At 30.3% G+C, this 17,555-nt stretch carries 18 protein-coding genes; 1 reads left to right on the top strand and 17 read right to left on the bottom strand.

What is annotated here, in order from left to right; all coding sequences use genetic code 11:
- Window positions 1-19: 19 nt before the first annotated feature.
- The 15 genes from RDK80_RS00190 to RDK80_RS00260 all read right to left on the bottom strand — a co-directional run bounded on the left by RDK80_RS00190 (window position 20) and on the right by RDK80_RS00260 (window position 13,637).
- On the bottom strand, window positions 20-397 hold the full coding sequence (locus RDK80_RS00190) for a nuclear transport factor 2 family protein (RefSeq protein WP_094899805.1): 378 nt from the start codon (window positions 395-397) through the stop codon (window positions 20-22).
- Window positions 398-540: 143 nt separating this feature from the next.
- Window positions 541-1,191 (bottom strand): zinc dependent phospholipase C family protein, encoded by a 651-nt coding sequence (locus RDK80_RS00195; RefSeq protein ID WP_308523090.1) that lies wholly within the window; start codon window positions 1,189-1,191, stop codon window positions 541-543.
- A gap of 154 nt (window positions 1,192-1,345) precedes the next feature.
- Window positions 1,346-3,676, bottom strand: coding sequence for an FtsX-like permease family protein (locus RDK80_RS00200; RefSeq protein ID WP_308523091.1), 2,331 nt, complete (start codon window positions 3,674-3,676; stop codon window positions 1,346-1,348).
- Window positions 3,673-4,356, bottom strand: a complete 684-nt coding sequence (locus RDK80_RS00205; RefSeq protein ID WP_256312696.1) for an ABC transporter ATP-binding protein — start codon at window positions 4,354-4,356, stop codon at window positions 3,673-3,675. The genes RDK80_RS00200 and RDK80_RS00205 overlap by 4 nt, the downstream gene beginning before the upstream one ends.
- Before the next feature lie 69 nt (window positions 4,357-4,425).
- Window positions 4,426-5,670 (bottom strand): sensor histidine kinase KdpD, encoded by a 1,245-nt coding sequence (locus RDK80_RS00210; protein ID WP_158220024.1) that lies wholly within the window; start codon window positions 5,668-5,670, stop codon window positions 4,426-4,428.
- A 14-nt stretch (window positions 5,671-5,684) separates the two neighbouring features.
- Window positions 5,685-6,371, bottom strand: coding sequence for a response regulator transcription factor (locus RDK80_RS00215; protein ID WP_308523092.1), 687 nt, complete (start codon window positions 6,369-6,371; stop codon window positions 5,685-5,687).
- Between the two features lie 427 nt (window positions 6,372-6,798).
- Window positions 6,799-7,119 carry a hypothetical protein gene (locus tag RDK80_RS00220; RefSeq protein ID WP_094899799.1) on the bottom strand — a complete coding sequence of 107 codons (321 nt, stop codon included), beginning with the start codon at window positions 7,117-7,119 and terminating at the stop codon, window positions 6,799-6,801.
- Between the two features lie 196 nt (window positions 7,120-7,315).
- Window positions 7,316-8,308, bottom strand: coding sequence for a GNAT family N-acetyltransferase (locus RDK80_RS00225; protein ID WP_308523093.1), 993 nt, complete (start codon window positions 8,306-8,308; stop codon window positions 7,316-7,318).
- A 78-nt stretch (window positions 8,309-8,386) separates the two neighbouring features.
- Window positions 8,387-9,433, bottom strand: a complete 1,047-nt coding sequence (locus tag RDK80_RS00230; protein ID WP_308523094.1) for an alpha/beta hydrolase — start codon at window positions 9,431-9,433, stop codon at window positions 8,387-8,389.
- Window positions 9,434-9,511: 78 nt separating this feature from the next.
- On the bottom strand, window positions 9,512-9,922 hold the full coding sequence (locus tag RDK80_RS00235) for a VOC family protein (protein WP_094899797.1): 411 nt from the start codon (window positions 9,920-9,922) through the stop codon (window positions 9,512-9,514).
- Between the two features lie 49 nt (window positions 9,923-9,971).
- Window positions 9,972-10,478 carry an HAD-IIIA family hydrolase gene (locus RDK80_RS00240; protein WP_094899796.1) on the bottom strand — a complete coding sequence of 169 codons (507 nt, stop codon included), beginning with the start codon at window positions 10,476-10,478 and terminating at the stop codon, window positions 9,972-9,974.
- A 62-nt stretch (window positions 10,479-10,540) separates the two neighbouring features.
- Complete coding sequence (locus RDK80_RS00245) at window positions 10,541-11,092, bottom strand: GNAT family protein (RefSeq protein WP_308523095.1); 552 nt, start codon at window positions 11,090-11,092, stop codon at window positions 10,541-10,543.
- 118 nt (window positions 11,093-11,210) lie between these two features.
- The gene (locus RDK80_RS00250; RefSeq protein WP_308523096.1) at window positions 11,211-12,251 is read right to left on the bottom strand and encodes a serine hydrolase domain-containing protein; all 1,041 of its coding nucleotides are present in this window, start codon (window positions 12,249-12,251) and stop codon (window positions 11,211-11,213) included.
- Window positions 12,252-12,277: 26 nt separating this feature from the next.
- Window positions 12,278-12,820 (bottom strand): GNAT family N-acetyltransferase, encoded by a 543-nt coding sequence (locus RDK80_RS00255; RefSeq protein WP_308523097.1) that lies wholly within the window; start codon window positions 12,818-12,820, stop codon window positions 12,278-12,280.
- A 193-nt stretch (window positions 12,821-13,013) separates the two neighbouring features.
- The gene (locus tag RDK80_RS00260; RefSeq protein WP_308523098.1) at window positions 13,014-13,637 is read right to left on the bottom strand and encodes a CPBP family intramembrane glutamic endopeptidase; all 624 of its coding nucleotides are present in this window, start codon (window positions 13,635-13,637) and stop codon (window positions 13,014-13,016) included.
- A gap of 275 nt (window positions 13,638-13,912) precedes the next feature.
- On the opposite strand from RDK80_RS00260, the gene RDK80_RS00265 reads away from it, so the two are divergent.
- Window positions 13,913-15,553, top strand: a complete 1,641-nt coding sequence (locus RDK80_RS00265) for an alkaline phosphatase (protein ID WP_308523099.1) — start codon at window positions 13,913-13,915, stop codon at window positions 15,551-15,553.
- Window positions 15,554-15,793: 240 nt separating this feature from the next.
- Here RDK80_RS00265 and RDK80_RS00270 read toward each other — a convergent pair whose 3' ends face one another.
- Together RDK80_RS00270 and RDK80_RS00275 are read right to left on the bottom strand one after the other, a co-directional pair.
- Window positions 15,794-16,579, bottom strand: coding sequence for a class I SAM-dependent methyltransferase (locus RDK80_RS00270; RefSeq protein WP_308523100.1), 786 nt, complete (start codon window positions 16,577-16,579; stop codon window positions 15,794-15,796).
- A gap of 29 nt (window positions 16,580-16,608) precedes the next feature.
- Entirely contained in the window at window positions 16,609-17,484 is an 876-nt protein-coding gene (locus RDK80_RS00275; protein ID WP_308523101.1) for a hypothetical protein, read from the bottom strand.
- Between the last annotated feature and the right edge of the window lie 71 nt (window positions 17,485-17,555).

Raw genomic sequence — 17,555 nt, forward strand, 5'->3', positions numbered from 1 at the left:
TTAGTAAAACCTAAAATTATTAATATCTTTCTGATAACGTTTCTTCAACTCTCCATTGTGGTGGCTCACCATTATCTCCCCAATATTCTACTATTTCACTAATTAAGCTATCTTTAACAGTAAAAAAAGAAGTGGCATAAAAGCTGCTTGATTTATCTTCTGCTTCTACTTTTACAGCAGAAACAACTATCTCATCTTTAGAGAAAATTTTATCTAAGGTTATTATCCAACGACCTGGATATTTTTTATTGAAATTGATATATTTATCCTTACCTTTAAAAACTTCTCTAGTATTTGGTAACCATACATATGCATCTTCTTCCATTAATTCTCCCACTTCATCAAACATTCCATCACTCATTAGAGCCCAAAATTTTTTAACTATATATTCCTTCATATTGTAAATTTCCTCCTTACAAAGTCTATATTATACTTATTCTACAAAGTTTGCTAAATCCCTTCTTTTTATATAATCTTTTACAGCATAAAAATAGCCTCTTACTGACCTAAGATTTTAAATTCAGTAAGAGGTTTATAAGATTATTTCCTATTTTCTTTTAACAATTCTATAATACAATTGGATTTTCCACTTACAAAATCATCCATTTCCTTTTCCGTCAAGTATATATATTCTCTTTCTGGATTACCATTATACTTAGTATAAAATCCACTAATATATCTTAATTGTCTCTCTATTGCTCCAGCAGGATAATAATCAAGATAATCAGGGAATGATTCTATGTTTTTAAATATCCTATGAAATATGCTATTAGGGTTTTTCCTAAAATATAGATGGTCTAAATCATACCAATCTTTCTTAATGGTCCATATAAATTTTTTATCCGTTTCTAATTTCTTATACTCGGCATCTATTTTTTTCTTTTCATCTACCATGTTTCCCCACTCAATATCCGTTAATAAGTGTACATAGTAGCCTAATAAAAAGGAATATAACTTATTATCTTCTATTTCTTTGTTTAGATATTCATCGTAAAATTTTTCTGCTTCAATAACTTCATCTTTATTAATCCAATGGCTAACTGATTTAGAAGGGAAAAATTCACTCCAATCCTCATTAGGCTCACCACAATCTGGTCCTACATTACCTACAAGAAAATATTTTTCATCTAAACTCCTATCCACATTTAGAATAGTTTCAGCTATTCTAATATGCGCCCCCCATGTTGCCATAAAATCTCTCCCCTTTATTATAAATTTTTATCACTAGATTCTTTGATATTCTTTCTTATTTATTTTATATAAAACATGGGGTTTTTTCAATGATTTAATATTAATAGACAATTATAATTGTCTATTAATATTAAACTCTTTTGAAAAAATCATTTTATTGTGCATTTACAACATTTACAATATCCATTTTTCTAATTTTCTTTACTGGTTTAATAACAGACAAAATTGTAGATAAAACAGTAATCATAATGATTACACCAAGTACAGCAAAAGGAATTTGCCACTCAATACCCCAACGTGATGTAATCATAGAATGAAAAATAAGTTGATGTAAAGGTAACCCCAGAATACATCCTGTCATACTTCCACAAACTGCATAAGTGCTGGCTTCGGCAAGTACCAAACGATTCAGTTGTTTTCCAGACATTCCTACTGCTCGCATTACGCCATACTGATTCATTCTTCCTGCAACACTCATATTTATACTGTTTATGATATTAAATATTGTGATGGAGGCAATAAGGAGTAAAAATCCATAAATAAAGATTGCAAAAGAATAAAACATCGCCTTAGTTTCTTCATTACTTTGTCTCATATCTGAGAACTTCATTTGAGACGCTGTTGCTAGACTACGTATCTGGGAGACTGCATTATTATCTACACCCTTTTTAAGCTGCATATCAATAATTGTATATCCTTCTTCCCCAGTCAGCTCTTGAAATAGCTTTTCTGAGCAGATTATGTTTTGTGTTCCCTGATTACTATCAAATGGACTATCAGATAATATCCCACCAATCTTAATCTCTTTCTCTCCTGAAGAAAATTTTAAGGTAATTGAATCTCCTAGTTTCCAAGTCAAATCTTCTGAATAAACAATGAGCACACTATCTGTTCCTTTTACCACCTCATCAATACTTCCCTGTACTAGCTGTTTTTTTGCCCAATTGAATTGATTTTCTTCATAGGAAATCAGATTAATTTTATCATTGCCATGCTTACTTGCTGTAGGTATATCATACGCAAACATACGACCATAAACGCGCTTTATATTAGAATCTTTCTTTAGCTGTTCAAACAAACCTGTATCCAATGATGGGGTGTTATCTATGCTAATAATAGAAATATCGGGAGTATAAGGTCTAAGAGATTTTAGAGCCTGATGCATAAAGTTGACCATTACACTAAAGGATAAAAATAAAATAATACTTATAGCAAAAGAACCCGTCATTAATAAAATATTTTTTTTACTAGCAAAAGCATGATGAATTCCCATAGCGATGTCCACAGATATACGATTAGTTTTGGCTGCTGTTTTGGACTGTGATACATTGTTTTGATTAATGTTTCCACTTACTGCACTAAGCGGAGAAACTTTAGCCGCCTTTTTACATGGAGCAAGAGATGCGAGTATCACTGTCACAAAACCCACTATAACGCCTGCAATCAAACTAGGCCAACTAATGGCAAATAAGGGCATCTCTTTAAAGTAGACAGGATTTACATATTTTAAGAATCCTGAAGACGTCCAGACAATGACTATTCCTAACAGCAATCCTATTGGAATCCCTTTGAGACTAAAATTAATTCCCTCTAGCAATACAAATCTTTTTATCTGTGCTTTAGATGCTCCAAGACATCGTAACACTCCGAAGAACTGAATACGTTCAAGAATGCTCATGTTGAAACTACTTGCAATCATAAAAACTCCTGCAGTTAGCACTAGTACAAACAACACAGCTGCAACCATATAAAGTTTCATCATATAACTATCATGACTCTGCCCAACTAACGCAAGGAGAACAGTATTTTCAGAAACCTGTTCATCTACTAAATGAAAGTTTGCCTTAATTTCATCAATTGCTCTTCGTATATTGACACCTTTTTTGAATTGAACATAATAGCGACTTCCGTCTGTATTATCCGCAATTTTTCGTATTCCTTCATTTGATAAATAAAGCCCATGACTATCTTGACTCTTAAGTTGTGCAAAGTCTCCATAAACGCCAACAATGATATATTTATTAACTTTTTCATCTGACAAAGTTACAGAAACAGTGTCTCCTAAAGAGAAATCAAACTGCTCCATAGCCTGTCTATCAAATAAAGCTTCATTAATATTTTGGGGAAATCGCCCCTCCTCAATATCAATTCCCATCTCACGGGAAATTGATTCTTCACCCCCCATCACCGCTAATGACTTTCCTTTCAACGTACCATCATGAACTCTCTGTACCCATCCAGAATTCCCTACATCTGCACGATTATCAATCAATTTTGCAGTTTCGTCATCTATGTTCTTAATACTAATATGAAAATTACCATACTCTTTTATAGCACTTATCTTTCTAGTTCGAACTTCCATATCAGCCATACCAAAGATTGCTGTAACCAAACATACAGCAATTACAATACATGTAATCGTAATGCGATTCTTTTTCTTATGGACCTTTGCGTATTCTCCCACTAAATTAAGATAGCTTTTCATTCTCTCTGCACCCCCAGATCAGTTAGCACACCGTCTGAAACCTTCAATACTCGATCAGCAGCAGAAGCTATATTTTGATTATGAGTAATCATCAAAATAGTCTGCTGATATCGTAAAGCAGCAGCTTTTAGCAGTGAAATAACATCTTTGCTGTTTTTGCTATCTAGATTTCCAGTAGGCTCATCTGCTAAAATCAACATCGGATGAGTAATCAATGCTCTTCCGATTGCAACTCGTTGCTGCTGTCCACCAGAAAGCTGTCTAGGTAAATGTTTCCTTCTACTCTGTAAACCCAGCACATCTAAAATTTCTTCAACATATGCATTATCTGGTTTTTGATAGTCCAAAAGTAAAGGGAAAATAATATTCTGCTCCACATTAAGTTCTGGAATCAAATTATAAGCCTGAAAAATAAAGCCAATATTACGACGACGAAAAATTGTTAATTTTTCCTCTTTCATAGAGAAGATATCTTTTCCATCAATAAACACCTTTCCTGAAGTTGGTGTATCTAGTGCACCAATTGCATTTAAAAGTGTACTTTTACCTGAGCCTGATTCTCCAACTACCGCAACAAATTCACCTTTTGATACTGAAAAAGATACATTTTTAAGTGCTTCTACTTTGGTATCTCCACTCCCGAAAGTTTTACATAAATTTTGTACCTCTAATAAATTCATCTTTATACCACCTTTCTAGTTGCTAACACCAAAATATCATATATATCTTACTTTAAGGTGAATTCCAACTTACATATTTGTAAGTTTCAAAAAATCAAGTGTAAAAAGACTACCTTTCCCTAATGTACTATCTACAGTAATAGTACCATTGTGAGCTTCTACAATTGATTTTGCTAAAGATAATCCTAATCCAATACCCTGAATATCCTGTGAAAAACGACTTCGATAAAAACGCTTAAAAATATGATGAATGTCCTCAGGATGAATACCCTTACCATTATCTTTTATAGTAATTTTTATAAGAACAGGAGTTTCCTCCCATGATATTTCAACTTTTCCTCCTTCTTCCATATGATCCAGTGCATTTTTGACAATGTTTCCTATTGCCTCCATTATCCAATTCACATCGCAGTAAAGAGCAACATGATTAGGACCATTCAATATAATACTTTTTTGTTCCTGACTTCCTCTGGTCTCAAAACTATAAGCTAATTTTTGCACAAGCAAGGAAACATCTGCTTTCCTTTTATCAAGTATAATAGCTCCTGTATCCAGTTTTGCAATTTTTAAAAGATTTTGAATTAAAATTTCCATCCGTTCTAAAGCATTTTCTGTTTTAGTAATAAATTTTTTTACGGTTTCCTCATTTCCACTTTCATCCTTAATAATTTCATTATACATTTTCAAAGCAGCAAGAGGTGTTTTTAATTGATGAGATATATCTGTAATCATATTTTTTAAAAAATTCTTAGTATTTTTTTCCCTTTCAAAATGTGCATTTAGAGAAGTAGTCATTGAATTGATAGAAGCAAACAATTTATATAAACTCCCCTCTTCATTGCTGTCAATACGTATTGTTGCATCACCAGCCATAAAAGCATTCATTGCAGTATTAGCTTTTTCAATAGTATTATGCTGGCGTTTAAAGTATAGAAAAAAAACACTTATAATCAGTGCTCCAAACATTGCTACAAATGAAATAAAATATATCTTATATTTCCGAAGAAGCATATTTCCATCTGAAAATAACCTATTATTCATATCTACTCCATACCCTAATGTGTCCAAGAAATCTTTGCCTGCTAAAATTTCTTCTTCTGTTTTTGAACCTACAAATGCAGAAGAAATATAGGAGGGATTTATTCCATGTTTCAATAGATATCCTGCAACCTTATAATTATAAGTAAACACTTCTGTTTTAAAATCATGAATAACCATTTGTGAAAGAAGTAAACAAAAAAATAAAGCTAATATTATAATAACCATAATATGATGAAAGAGCTGGCGGATATCTTTATTCGTGAGTAACTTCATATACAAAACCCTCCTTATCTGACTACATTCCATTTATAGCCAATACCTCGTACAGTGAGAATCATTTTAGGATAGTTTGGATCCTTCTCAATTTTACAGCGTAGCCTACGGATATAGACAGAAAGTGTATTATCATCTATAAAATCACCATCTCCATCCCACAATTTATTAAGTATGGTCTCTCGTGTTAAAGTTATATTTGAATTTTTCATAAGTAAGCTAAGTAGTTTGTATTCAGCTACAGTTAGATCCAATACTTCCCCATTTTTCAAAGCACGATTGTTCAAAAACTCAATAGTAATATCATTAGAAGATACTATACTAGCCTCCCCTTGAAATGAGTTCGCTCTACGTAACAATGCTTTTATTCTAGAAATTAGTTCGTTTAATTTAAACGGCTTTATGATATAATCGTCTCCGCCTATATCTAATCCCATGACAATATTCACTTCTTCGTCAGAAGCAGTTAAAAAAATAATTGGAACAGTTGAGGTAAGACGTACTTTTTTACAAATTTCGAATCCTGTACCATCTGGCAAAGTTAAATCCAAAACTAGAAGATCATATTTCTGATCTTCGTATAGAAAAAGGGCTTCCTTTACAGTTCTTGCAACATCAATATTAAACCCATTTTTTCTAAAAGAATACTCTAAACCATCAATTAAATTCAAATCATCTTCAACTAATAATATGTTTTCCATTGCTATTTCTCTCCCTTTTTAAAAACTCAAGAATATGTTATCTGTATCCTATTAATTTTATTTTGTAGTCATAATATAGAAATATATCTTTTTTACCTTATCACCTTTATAACAGTATGTAAAATAAATAATGTAACATAATACCTATTTGTATAATGCTTACCATTAATAATCTTATTATATCTTCTATAATTTCTTCTTGATAGCCAAATTATAATATCTATTTAATTAAACACATATCATTTCCCATTATTAAAATATAAAACCATAATTAAAACTTATTGATAATTATATTGTAATAAGTCAGTATATCCATATAGAGTCACATAGATTTAATATCTTTTCTACAAGGTTTCACTCTTTTTATTTGGGTAAATACTATTTATATACACGGATGGTCATCTTTAACAAAGAGCTGTCCAAAATTTTATTTTGAGACAGCTCTTTTATAAGTGGTCATGACAAAAATAATAAGTATTATAAAGTCTATTAGTACCGAAGATACTATTTTAAAAATTTGTTTTTTACTATATAAATTTTCCCTATTCTTTAATTTTCTACTTGAATCTACTAAATCCAATATAACTATAATAGCAAAACCAATACATGCAATTATTCTAGCTACTATTTGTATGTAATAGCCTATCTCGCTAGCCCAAATCACATTAGAACTGGTTAAATCCAAAGTTAAAAATACTATACATATAATATAAATAGCTCTATCTTTTAAAGATACCTTATCAACCATTTATTAGTATCTCCTCCAGTCATACACTTTATTTGCCAATCCTATATCTATATAGTGAACTCCCTGTTGCATTAGGAATATCATTTAATATGACAACATCATTCATTTTATCGTTTTGTCAAACTAATAATGCCTGTCAATAGTATCTTTTTAATATTCATATAAAACCTCTCCCTTTTATTATAAGTTTTTATCTTTAAATTCCTTCATATTCATCCTTGTCTATTTTATATAGAACATGAGGTTTCAATAAGCTACTGTCTTCTACCCTTGGATGCTTAAATTCTCCAACTTTCTTTAGACCTATTTTCTTCATAACATTTTCAGAGGGTTTGTTTATTTGTGCTGTAAAAGAATATATGGTATCTAAATTCAATTTATTAAATCCATACTCTAAACATGCCTTAGCTCCTTCTGTTGCATACCCCTTATTCCAGTATTTATTATCTAGTCTCCAACCTATCTCAACACATGGTGTAAAATCTGCCTCAAAAGTTGCAGTTAATAATCCTATAAATCCTATAAAGTCCTTAGTATCTTTTAATTCTACTGCCCATAATCCATATCCATTTTCCTTGAAATGTTCTTGTACCCTATTAAGAAAGTCATCTGTTTCTTTAGAATCTAAAGTCTTTGGAAAGTATCTCATTACTTCCTTACTATCATTCATTTTCGCAAATAATGCTCTATCTGATTCATTCCACATCCTAAATCCTAATCTAGGGGATTCAAATATGTATTCATTTGCTTCACTTGACAAATCTTCTTTTATTTCATCTTTTGGATCCCAAATAGACCATGCTGCTTCTAAGAAATTATTTTGGTTATCTCTGAAATAAAAATATTTTGCCTCTCCATCCCCAAGTATCTGTATATCTTCAACTACAACTCCATTACCTTTCAAATAATTATAAGTATATTCAATATCTGGACAATTTATAGCCATAATAGGAAACGGCTTCCCATTACGTAATATTTCCATTCTTTTATCATCTTCAGTCTCTATTAATAATAATGCTATAGAATTCTTATAGGGATGATGTAACACAGCTAAAAATGATCCACGATCTATAAACTTGTCCATCAATTTAAAGCTTAAATTACGAGTATACCACTCTATAGATTCATCAATATTTGAAGTTGGTATATAAACATAGCCGATACGTGCAAATGTAAATTCTTTATTCACTCATAAACACCCCTTTATATTATACTTCATTCATATCACTGTCTTTTAATTCTCTAAAAATAATCTTCATTTCCATAATCAACTTCCTTTTTCTGTCTCATCTTTTATTCGTATAACTAGCTCATTAAACTTTTCATATTCCTCAAAATTTGGAAAATGTGCTGACTCTTCAAACCATATCAATTCTTTTTTAGGTGCTATTATCTCATTATAGTATTCTTCAATCAGCACAGAGGGGGTGTTATAATCGTATCTACCTGCACAAAAGTAAATAGGTACTTTTACTTCTGGGATATCTCTAATGAAATCTAAATCCTTATTATGACCCCACATTGTATCCGCAGAAAATTTATTACCTAAAGTAAATTTTATTCCATCTATTCCAGTATATTCAGATGAGAATATGCTGCCTAAAATAATATCTCTTAATGTATCTACTTTTCTTTCCACTCCTCCATATTTAGATAGCCATTTTCTCTGTGCTGCAGTATCATTAACAGTATTCTTATAAGGCGGCTCTCCAATTCTCATTAAATCATCTAGGGCTTTTTGATCCTTATTCTTATTAGCCATTTCTAGAACATAATCATATGAAATCACTTCACTTTCTATTCCATTAACAACTTGGCCAATACTTATAAAGGCAGCTACTTTTTCTGGATATTTATCTACTACATACAAACCAAGTTCTGTTCCCCAAGAATGTCCTACTAGATATATCTTTTCTTTTTCATACTTTTCACATAGATAGTCAATAAGCTCTTTTGTATCTTCTATAAACTGATCTCTATTCATAGACTCTTTTGGAATATTAGATGAGTAAGACATACCAGAACCTCTTTGGTCCCAGTTGACAACGACGAAGTTATTTTCTAGCTTTTTTTCATATTTACGAGCAAATGATATCTGAGGATAACCAGGTCCTCCATGCAAAAAGAGTAGAACTGGATTAGAGATATCCTTTCCTCTTACTAAGATAGCTTGTTCTAATCCGCCTAATTTAATTTTTTCTATAATTGCTACACTATTTTCACCCTCAATCTTCGGTGTCCTATTTGGTAAAAGTAATATGATTAGTATAGATATCATTAAAACTACTATTACTGTTTTTCTTAATAATTTCATAAACTTAACACTCCATTTACCTTAAGAAGATTCTTGATATCTTCTTATTTTTATTATGTATGTAATTTCTGCCAATACTTATTTTATATTTTTATCTTTTAAATAATGATAGAATTTATTCTTATCTGTCCATTGAATTAAGTCTATTTCAAAGCCATCTGGATCTTTTATATAAAACTGCCTTGAAAATGGTTTCACTATAATTTCCTGCTCTTGATCTACATATCCTTTTAATTTTAACTTTTGCAAAAGTTCATCTACATTTTCAATAAAATAACCAATATGTCTGAAATTTTGCTCTGTTTCTACTATAAAATTATCTTTTTCAGAAATAAATAGTTCATGTCCATCACCCTTAAGAATTGCATAGTTCTTCCCATTTCCTTTTATACCTTTATCGATTAATTCATAGTCAAGAACATCCCTATAAAAATCAATAAATTTATCTACATTTGAAACATATCTGTTTAAATGGTCTATAGCTTTCATATAATCCCCCTTTAATCATTTCTCCTAACCACTTTATTGTGAAATATATTTATAAATATTTAACTATATCTTTTATAGAATCTATTTTTATTGTTTTTCCTTTAGACTTGTCTAATCTTATACCAAATGTCTTTATCCCTAACCTTTCTCCTAATTGAACATCACACAAGGAATCTCCAACTATAAAAGAATTTTCTAGATCTATTTCTGGATATTTTTCTAATGCCATTTTTATCATTCCATCTTTGGGTTTCATACAGTTACAGTTTTCTTCTTTAGAATGTGGACAGTAGAATATGTCCAGTATTTCAATTCCACTATCTAATAATCTTTTTATAAACTTATCTGTAATCTCTTTGTATTGCTGTAAGGTAATGATTTTCTCATTTATTAAATATTGATTTGTTATAATAATGATTTCATATCCCTTTTGCATTATAGCTTTAAGGGCATCTATTGATCCATTTATAAAAACAGGTTCAGTTATACTACTCCATAAATTATCTTCATAATCTTCTATAATTGTTCCATCTCTATCTAAAAATGCTACCTTCAAAGCCTCACCCCTAGCTTTTTATATATTGGAACTATGATCATCAGCAGTATATTGATATTTTCTTATTCTTGATTATATTCATCTTCCAAAATAGCATAGAGTAGCGAATCTCTCCAGCTATCTTTACACCACATATTATTTCTTAAGCATCCTTCTTTTTTCATCCCAATTTTTTGTAATACTTTTTCAGAGCCAAGATTATTAGGATGACAAGTGGCATAAATTCTATGTAATTTAAACTCATTAAACCCAATATCTAATAATTTTTCTGCAATTTCTGTTCCATATCCTTTTCGCCAATATAGCTTATTGATAACATATCCAATCCAGCCTTCTCTATTTCCTTTGTCTGAGATATGAATTCCACAAGCCCCTATTAATTTATTACTACTTTTTTCTATTACTGCTAATTCAAAATCTACTCTATCTTTTTGATGTTGATATTCTATACAGATTCTCACAAATTCTTCTGTTTGTTTTAATGAATTTGGACCCCATGGCTCGTATTTCGATACATCTGGATCTGATGCATATTGGTAAACTCCTTGAATATCAGTTTCTATAAATTCTCTTAATATCAATCTATTAGTTTCTACTTTTTCAAAACTTGACATCCCCATCCTCCTCTAACACTTTATTCTTTATTACTTTAAGCTATTAATATCAATTTTCTAAGACATATCCTCAATCTACCCTCCATTTAAAATTTACAGTTTTTTATATACGCCACTACTATTTAAAACAATTAATTAGCCTATAAATCAGTGGAAAAGGCTGCCTAATCATTTGATTAAATACTCCTGTTATAAACAAATTCTTATCTCGACAATAAAAAGAAAAAGTGCCTGTAGAACCTGAATGTCCTATTATTTCTGGAGCTGGAATTATTGGAGACATGATTCTTGACATCTTGCATCTCATCAATCCAAGTCCATATTCTAAAGGAAACCATTGTATTCTATTCCAGCTATATAAATTTTCTAGATATTTCTCAGGAAATAACCCCCCTTTAAAAAATGCTTTGATAAACTTCATATTCTCTTCTACATTTGAAATAATTCCTCCTGATGCAGAAAATGAAGCCATTGCAAGTGGTACATGAAGTGGCTTTGATTTATAATAAATAGGTGCAAATTCTTTGTTACAATTTTGCTCATATAAATAAGTATTATTCAATTCTAGAGGTTCAAATATATACTCTAAAAATACATCTTTTAGTTTCTTATTTGTTGTTTTTTCTATTATCATACCGAGGATATCAAAATTAGCATCAGAATAAAATGCTTTTCCTTTCTCTCCTGGTTTAAAATGCGGCTTCAATTTTTTAGTATTGCTAATAATATCATCAATACTAAAAAATTTATCTTCCATGATTATATTATCAACTACAGACTCTCCATTTTCGTCTTTCTCCTCATAGTAATCTGGCAAACCTGATGTATGAGATAAAAGGTGTTCTATTGTAATGTCATTGGAATATTCAATTCCCTTATAAACATGTAATTTGGATATAATGTCCATAGGCAGATATTTAGCAATTTTATCTTGTAACGCTAATTTCCCCTCTGATGCTAATCTTAAAATAGTTGCTGTAGTATACATCTTTGATATACTTGCAATAGCATACTGACTATTTTTTCCTAAGTTGCCAACAGAATTAATCCACGAAAGATCATTGTCACCTGATTCGATATTAACCGATATTCCAAATATACTTTTATTATCTACAGTATTTTCTAGTATTCGGTTGAGTTTATCTTCTTGAAATAACATAGGAATTCCTCCTAGACTTATTTATATTATAAAACAAATTCTAGTTGTATATCTAAGGGTTCTCTTTCATATATTTCCTTATTTACTTCCACCGCCAATGTACATCCTATCGATTTATAAAAAATTTGTGTTTGCTCTGATGGGTGAGCTCCAATATATAATTTCTTGGCCCCTTTTTCTCTTGCCTTTTCACAGCATAGATGAAATAATTGTCTACCTATCCCATAATTTCGAAATTCATAAGACACATGAATATACGGCAACTCAAGATACTCTCTATATTTCCCGAAGAATTTATTTTCTACATTTGCAAATCCAATTAGTTTATTATTTTTGAATGCCCCTACAACTATACCTCCTGTACATATGCATTTAATCAATGATTGAATGACTTGTTCCTTTTTTAGTTCATCCCAATATTCAATAAAATAATTATCTTTATACATATATTCATCATTCTTCTTATACATCACGCGATTTGTTATCTGATATCTATTAAAATCTTGCAAGGCATCTAAATATAAATCTGTTATCTGTAGTAATCTTATTTCAATATCATTTTTATCCATTTCTTTTTCCCTTCCTTATTAAAAGTAAGCTTTATATATTAACTCTGAAGATACCCCTATTCACTTCATAAACAACTACTCCATAGAATTTTTTCATATCAATATTAATTTGTGACCCCTATATTTTTATATTTCTTTAAATAATTAGCTATACAGTCCTATCTATTTGATTTATAAATTTAAATTGATATATCTAGCCCAGTACCTTGGATGCAAAGGACATAATGTTCATTATACTGTGTATAGTTATACTAGGTATTAGACTTCCATCGGCTTTCTTTTCATTTAACCAAAACTGCAGATATCCTACTATTCCAGCAGTTATAATAAGAACTATTCCAACAATATACTGTTTATAAATAATCATAAATGGCAACCCATGTGGCAGACCAAATACTAAAGATTGAATAATATTTCCTGCTCGATATCCAAACTTGTTAGCAACTCTTTTACCAATAAGGCCTCTAAAAAAAATCTCTTCCGATAATGCCGTTTGGATTATAGCTTTTAGAAATATTATGATTAAAATATTTATACTAAACCCTTGTCCACTTATTGTCTTGTCATAAGTCATTTCTGGCGTAATATATCCTAAGTACTGGAATAAAATAAGTGGTCCAACCATTATTAGTAGAGATATTACGAAAACCATAATACTACTTTTAATCCAATCTTTAGTTCGAGGTATATATAACCCTATCCAATTGAAAAAACCATTTTTTTCTCTGCAAAACAAAAAATAATAAATCCACGATAATATAAAAACAAAAGAAATCTGTATTAATGTTGAAGCTAAAACATCATTCATATGCTTCATTTCATCCACCCTCTCTAATCATATAGAACTGTCTCATAGTGAATTATATTTATCATAATACTTATTCTACAAAATTTATCAGATTCCTTCTTTTTATAGAATCTTTTCTAATACAAAAAAAATTTATTTATAACATAAAAATATTTATCTATATTTAACACTAGACTAACCTTATCTTTACATTTATAAATTATAATGATACATGTTAGAATCCAAGAGGATAAGGATTAAATTGAATTATCTTTGGTAAATCAAATTTTAGGAGGAGATAATTAATGAAAAAGTTACAAATCAAATTTATTGCAGTATTTATACTAATTGCAATGTTGTTGTCTTTGAACTTATCCAATATAAGTTCAGCAGCTATTAACTCAAGTTCTAGCAATGTTAAGAATGTAATTCTACTTATACCTGACGGCATGAGTGTATCAGCTACAGCCATTGCCAGATACATGCTCAATGGAAACGAAGATGGGTCTAATAAATTAGTTATGGATCAATATGCTACGGGACTTATAACTACTACATGGGCTCATGGTCCTATCACTGATTCAGCTCCTGCTGGAACAGCCTACGCAATAGGTCATAAATCACTCAATGGTTCCTTAGGCATTGATGCAAATAAAACACCAAAGGCTACTATACTTGAAGCAGCACAACTGGAAGGAAAAGCTGTAGGACTCATTGCAACATCTGAGTTTATGCATGCTACTCCAGCAGCATTTAGCTCCCACGAAATGAAGCGTAGTAATTACGCTACAATTGCAGAGCAGATTTTAAATCAAGATATTGATGTATTACTAGGTACAGGAGCATCTAAGGTAGATACTAAAGAATTAGATATTCTAGCAATAGCAAAGTCAAATGGATTCGAGATAGCAAGTAACAAAACTGAAATGCAAAAATCAAACGCAAAAAAACTTTGGGGAAATTTTTCTAGTATTACTGGAGGAACAAGTAACCTATCTTATGATATTGATAGAAAAATAGATGAAGAACCTTCTCTATCAGAAATGACAGAAAAAGCAATTGATGTTCTTAATAAAAATAAAAACGGATTCTTTTTAATGGTAGAAGGTAGTAAAATAGACTGGGCAGCTCATGCTAATGATACCATAGGTATTATTTCTGATGTTTTAGCATTTGACGAAGCCTTTAAAGTGGCTTTAGACTTTGCTAAAAAAGATGGAAATACAATAGTTATCGCAGTAACAGATCATGGAAATAGCGGTATTTCTATAGGCAGTTATGACTTAATTGGATATGACTCTGCACCATTTAGTATTTTATCTCCTTTAAAGGGAGCAACAAAAACTGCTGAAGGAGCTATGTCATTACTTAAAGAAGACAAATCTAATATTTCCGAGGTTCTAAAGGCTTATGGAATTAACCCCGATGGCTATACGCCAGCTGATATTACTTCAAAAGATAGAGATACTTATAATAATGCAAAGGTAAATGATTTAATTACACAGTTCAAAAATGATCCAACATCTTCCAATCTTATAAAAATAATGAATCAAAAAGCTTATATTGGTTATACGACTGGCGGTCATACTGGCGAAGACGTACCTGTATATATCTACGCACCAAAAAAAGTTGATAAAACACCACTCATTGGAGTCAATGAAAATACAGATGTTGCTAAGTTTATAGCTAATGCTATGAATCTTGATTTAGAAAAGGCTACACAAAAGTTGTTCGTAGATGTAACAAATAGAACAGGTGCTAAATTAGATGGTAATGTATTAACTTTAAATGAAAATGGAAAAACCTTAGTTATAAAAGCAAATCAAAGTATAGCAAAATTAAATGATAAAGATATAAGCCTAAATGGTGAAATAGCTGTTTTAATAGATGGAAAATTCTATGTACCACAGTCAGCTTTGGATTTATTAAAAAACACATCAAAATAAACCAACTCTTTTCTTTATCGGAGAGTTAATCATATTGAAAGTCACCCAAGTTCCATGGTGGCTTTCTCATACCCCTTAAACATGAAAATCTTCATATACATTTAACATTAGAATAACTTTGTTTTTACATTTATGGAATATAATAATCATTGTAAAGAAAAATAAAAAAGGTTCCTCCAACACTCCTCTTTACTTAATAACTCCCATACTTAAAACTACCTACAAAAGGTAGTTTTCTCTTTATCCATTTTTTCTTCCAATATATAAGAAATGTTCACTAGTACCCATAAGATTTTCATCCCGACTCAACTGATAACAAATTTCCAACCACTTTCTATACTCACTTTCTTCTAACATATTAATCTCTTTTTCTTTAGATCCTAGGATATTCTCTACACCAGCGAATGTTATTTCTCTTAGTCCAAAGCTATTCATCAAATCCCTCGCCTCTTTATAGTCAGTGAAGTAAGCTATTGTAAACCCTTTATCTCCTTGGTTTTCACCATTATCCAAGTATATCAATATGTCGTCTATATTTTCTATTGGACATAATCCTTTAAGATAATCTTGTATAGGTGCATAATTAGATATAAATGATGCAAATATAATTCCATTTGATTTCAATAATCTTACTGCTTCCTTAACAACAGCCTTTCTATCTGATTCTTCAATCAAATGATATAAAGGTCCCATTAATAGCACAATATCATATGCACCTTCATGCTTATGTAGCTCTAGCGCATTTCCATGTATATAAGCTTCTAGTGAAATACCTCTTTCTGCTGATTTTTCTTTCGCAACTTCAATATTATGCTTTGATAAATCAAGTAATGATACCCTATGTCCTCTTTCTGCCAAATATATAGAATATCTACCAGGACCACCGCCAATATCAAATATATCTAAATTCTCTCCAATTATATATTCATCCATATATCTTCTAGTAATGTCAAATTCAATTTTATGTCGCTCAAGCCTTTCCCATTCATCATACTTTTCGTCATACCAATGTTCAATTTCCTTCATGTAATTCCCTCCAGTATTCAATATACCTTTTATCTTCTATAGATTACATAATCTAATGGATTCCACTCTTTTATCAATATATCTATATCTACTAGTTTTATGGGATTAAATTTAGATTGACCACTTTTATTAATTGCTAAGCCTTCTGATACTATATAAGCAGCATGAATTATCTTTTCATCATCCTTAAAAACAATTACTGTATTTCTTTCAATTTTGTTATCTCTGGTTTCTTTATATCCCAGTTGTTCTAAAGCTATTAAAAATGTTTTTTCATGAACCCATTGTTTTAATATATTTTCTTGATGAGTTAAACAATATAATACAGTGCTTAAACAATTGATTCCTTCTTTAATTGTAAAGGTATTAACTATGCTGATTAAATCTATATCCATATCTATTTCATTACTAACTGTTTTGCAATTCCAGTCTTCCCAATCCTGTGCATAATGATATATAAATCGTTCCTTATCTTGATAAGATAAGCTCTCCCATAAATTTCTGTTCATAACTACCTTATTTTTAATTAGATTATTTTCTAAAAGTTTATTATCTATATAAAACCAATCTAAAGAAACAACTAATCCTCTATTTAATTCATATTGATTAAGTAACACCTGCTTTTGATTAGCTCTTGATAAATCATCAAACCAATTACTGAAATCTATAATGGCATAATTAGCTTTATTTGATATCCTCCAAAGTTCATAAGCATTTACATATTCTAATTGAGAATAAACAGGGTGATCAAAATACTCATTCACCGGCATTGGTAAGCATAAATTTAAATCTAAATCACTAGGCAACTCTTTTAAAAAATATATATCATACTCAGGTAATAAATTTAATATCCAATTATCAATAACATATTTTGATGGCTTTAATAAAAAATCATCTTGAAGCATTTTATTCCTCCAGTAAATTATTTTATTCATATCGTATTATCTTACTACTATAAATTCAAATATAACCTATT

The organism is uncultured Tissierella sp. (genome assembly GCF_902479755.1).
Classification (GTDB): domain Bacteria; phylum Bacillota; class Clostridia; order Tissierellales; family Tissierellaceae; genus Tissierella; species Tissierella carlieri.

Excerpts from the sequence above, each read along its gene's own strand:
- RDK80_RS00235 (WP_094899797.1), bottom strand. The coding sequence starts at position 9,922 with ATGAAAGCTATAGACCATTTAAACAGATATGTTTCAAATGTAGATAAA.
- RDK80_RS00270 (WP_308523100.1), bottom strand. The coding sequence starts at position 16,579 with ATGAAGGAAATTGAACATTGGTATGACGAAAAGTATGATGAATGGGAA.
- RDK80_RS00205 (WP_256312696.1), bottom strand. The coding sequence starts at position 4,356 with ATGAATTTATTAGAGGTACAAAATTTATGTAAAACTTTCGGGAGTGGA.
- RDK80_RS00220 (WP_094899799.1), bottom strand. The coding sequence starts at position 7,119 with ATGGTTGATAAGGTATCTTTAAAAGATAGAGCTATTTATATTATATGT.
- RDK80_RS00195 (WP_308523090.1), bottom strand. The coding sequence starts at position 1,191 with ATGGCAACATGGGGGGCGCATATTAGAATAGCTGAAACTATTCTAAAT.
- RDK80_RS00200 (WP_308523091.1), bottom strand. The coding sequence starts at position 3,676 with ATGAAAAGCTATCTTAATTTAGTGGGAGAATACGCAAAGGTCCATAAG.
- RDK80_RS00275 (WP_308523101.1), bottom strand. The coding sequence starts at position 17,484 with ATGCTTCAAGATGATTTTTTATTAAAGCCATCAAAATATGTTATTGAT.
- RDK80_RS00215 (WP_308523092.1), bottom strand. The coding sequence starts at position 6,371 with ATGGAAAACATATTATTAGTTGAAGATGATTTGAATTTAATTGATGGT.
- RDK80_RS00230 (WP_308523094.1), bottom strand. The coding sequence starts at position 9,433 with ATGAAATTATTAAGAAAAACAGTAATAGTAGTTTTAATGATATCTATA.
- RDK80_RS00190 (WP_094899805.1), bottom strand. The coding sequence starts at position 397 with ATGAAGGAATATATAGTTAAAAAATTTTGGGCTCTAATGAGTGATGGA.
- RDK80_RS00260 (WP_308523098.1), bottom strand. The coding sequence starts at position 13,637 with ATGAAGCATATGAATGATGTTTTAGCTTCAACATTAATACAGATTTCT.
- RDK80_RS00245 (WP_308523095.1), bottom strand. The coding sequence starts at position 11,092 with ATGTCAAGTTTTGAAAAAGTAGAAACTAATAGATTGATATTAAGAGAA.
- RDK80_RS00265 (WP_308523099.1), top strand. The coding sequence starts at position 13,913 with ATGAAAAAGTTACAAATCAAATTTATTGCAGTATTTATACTAATTGCA.
- RDK80_RS00250 (WP_308523096.1), bottom strand. The coding sequence starts at position 12,251 with ATGTTATTTCAAGAAGATAAACTCAACCGAATACTAGAAAATACTGTA.
- RDK80_RS00210 (WP_158220024.1), bottom strand. The coding sequence starts at position 5,670 with ATGAAGTTACTCACGAATAAAGATATCCGCCAGCTCTTTCATCATATT.
- RDK80_RS00255 (WP_308523097.1), bottom strand. The coding sequence starts at position 12,820 with ATGGATAAAAATGATATTGAAATAAGATTACTACAGATAACAGATTTA.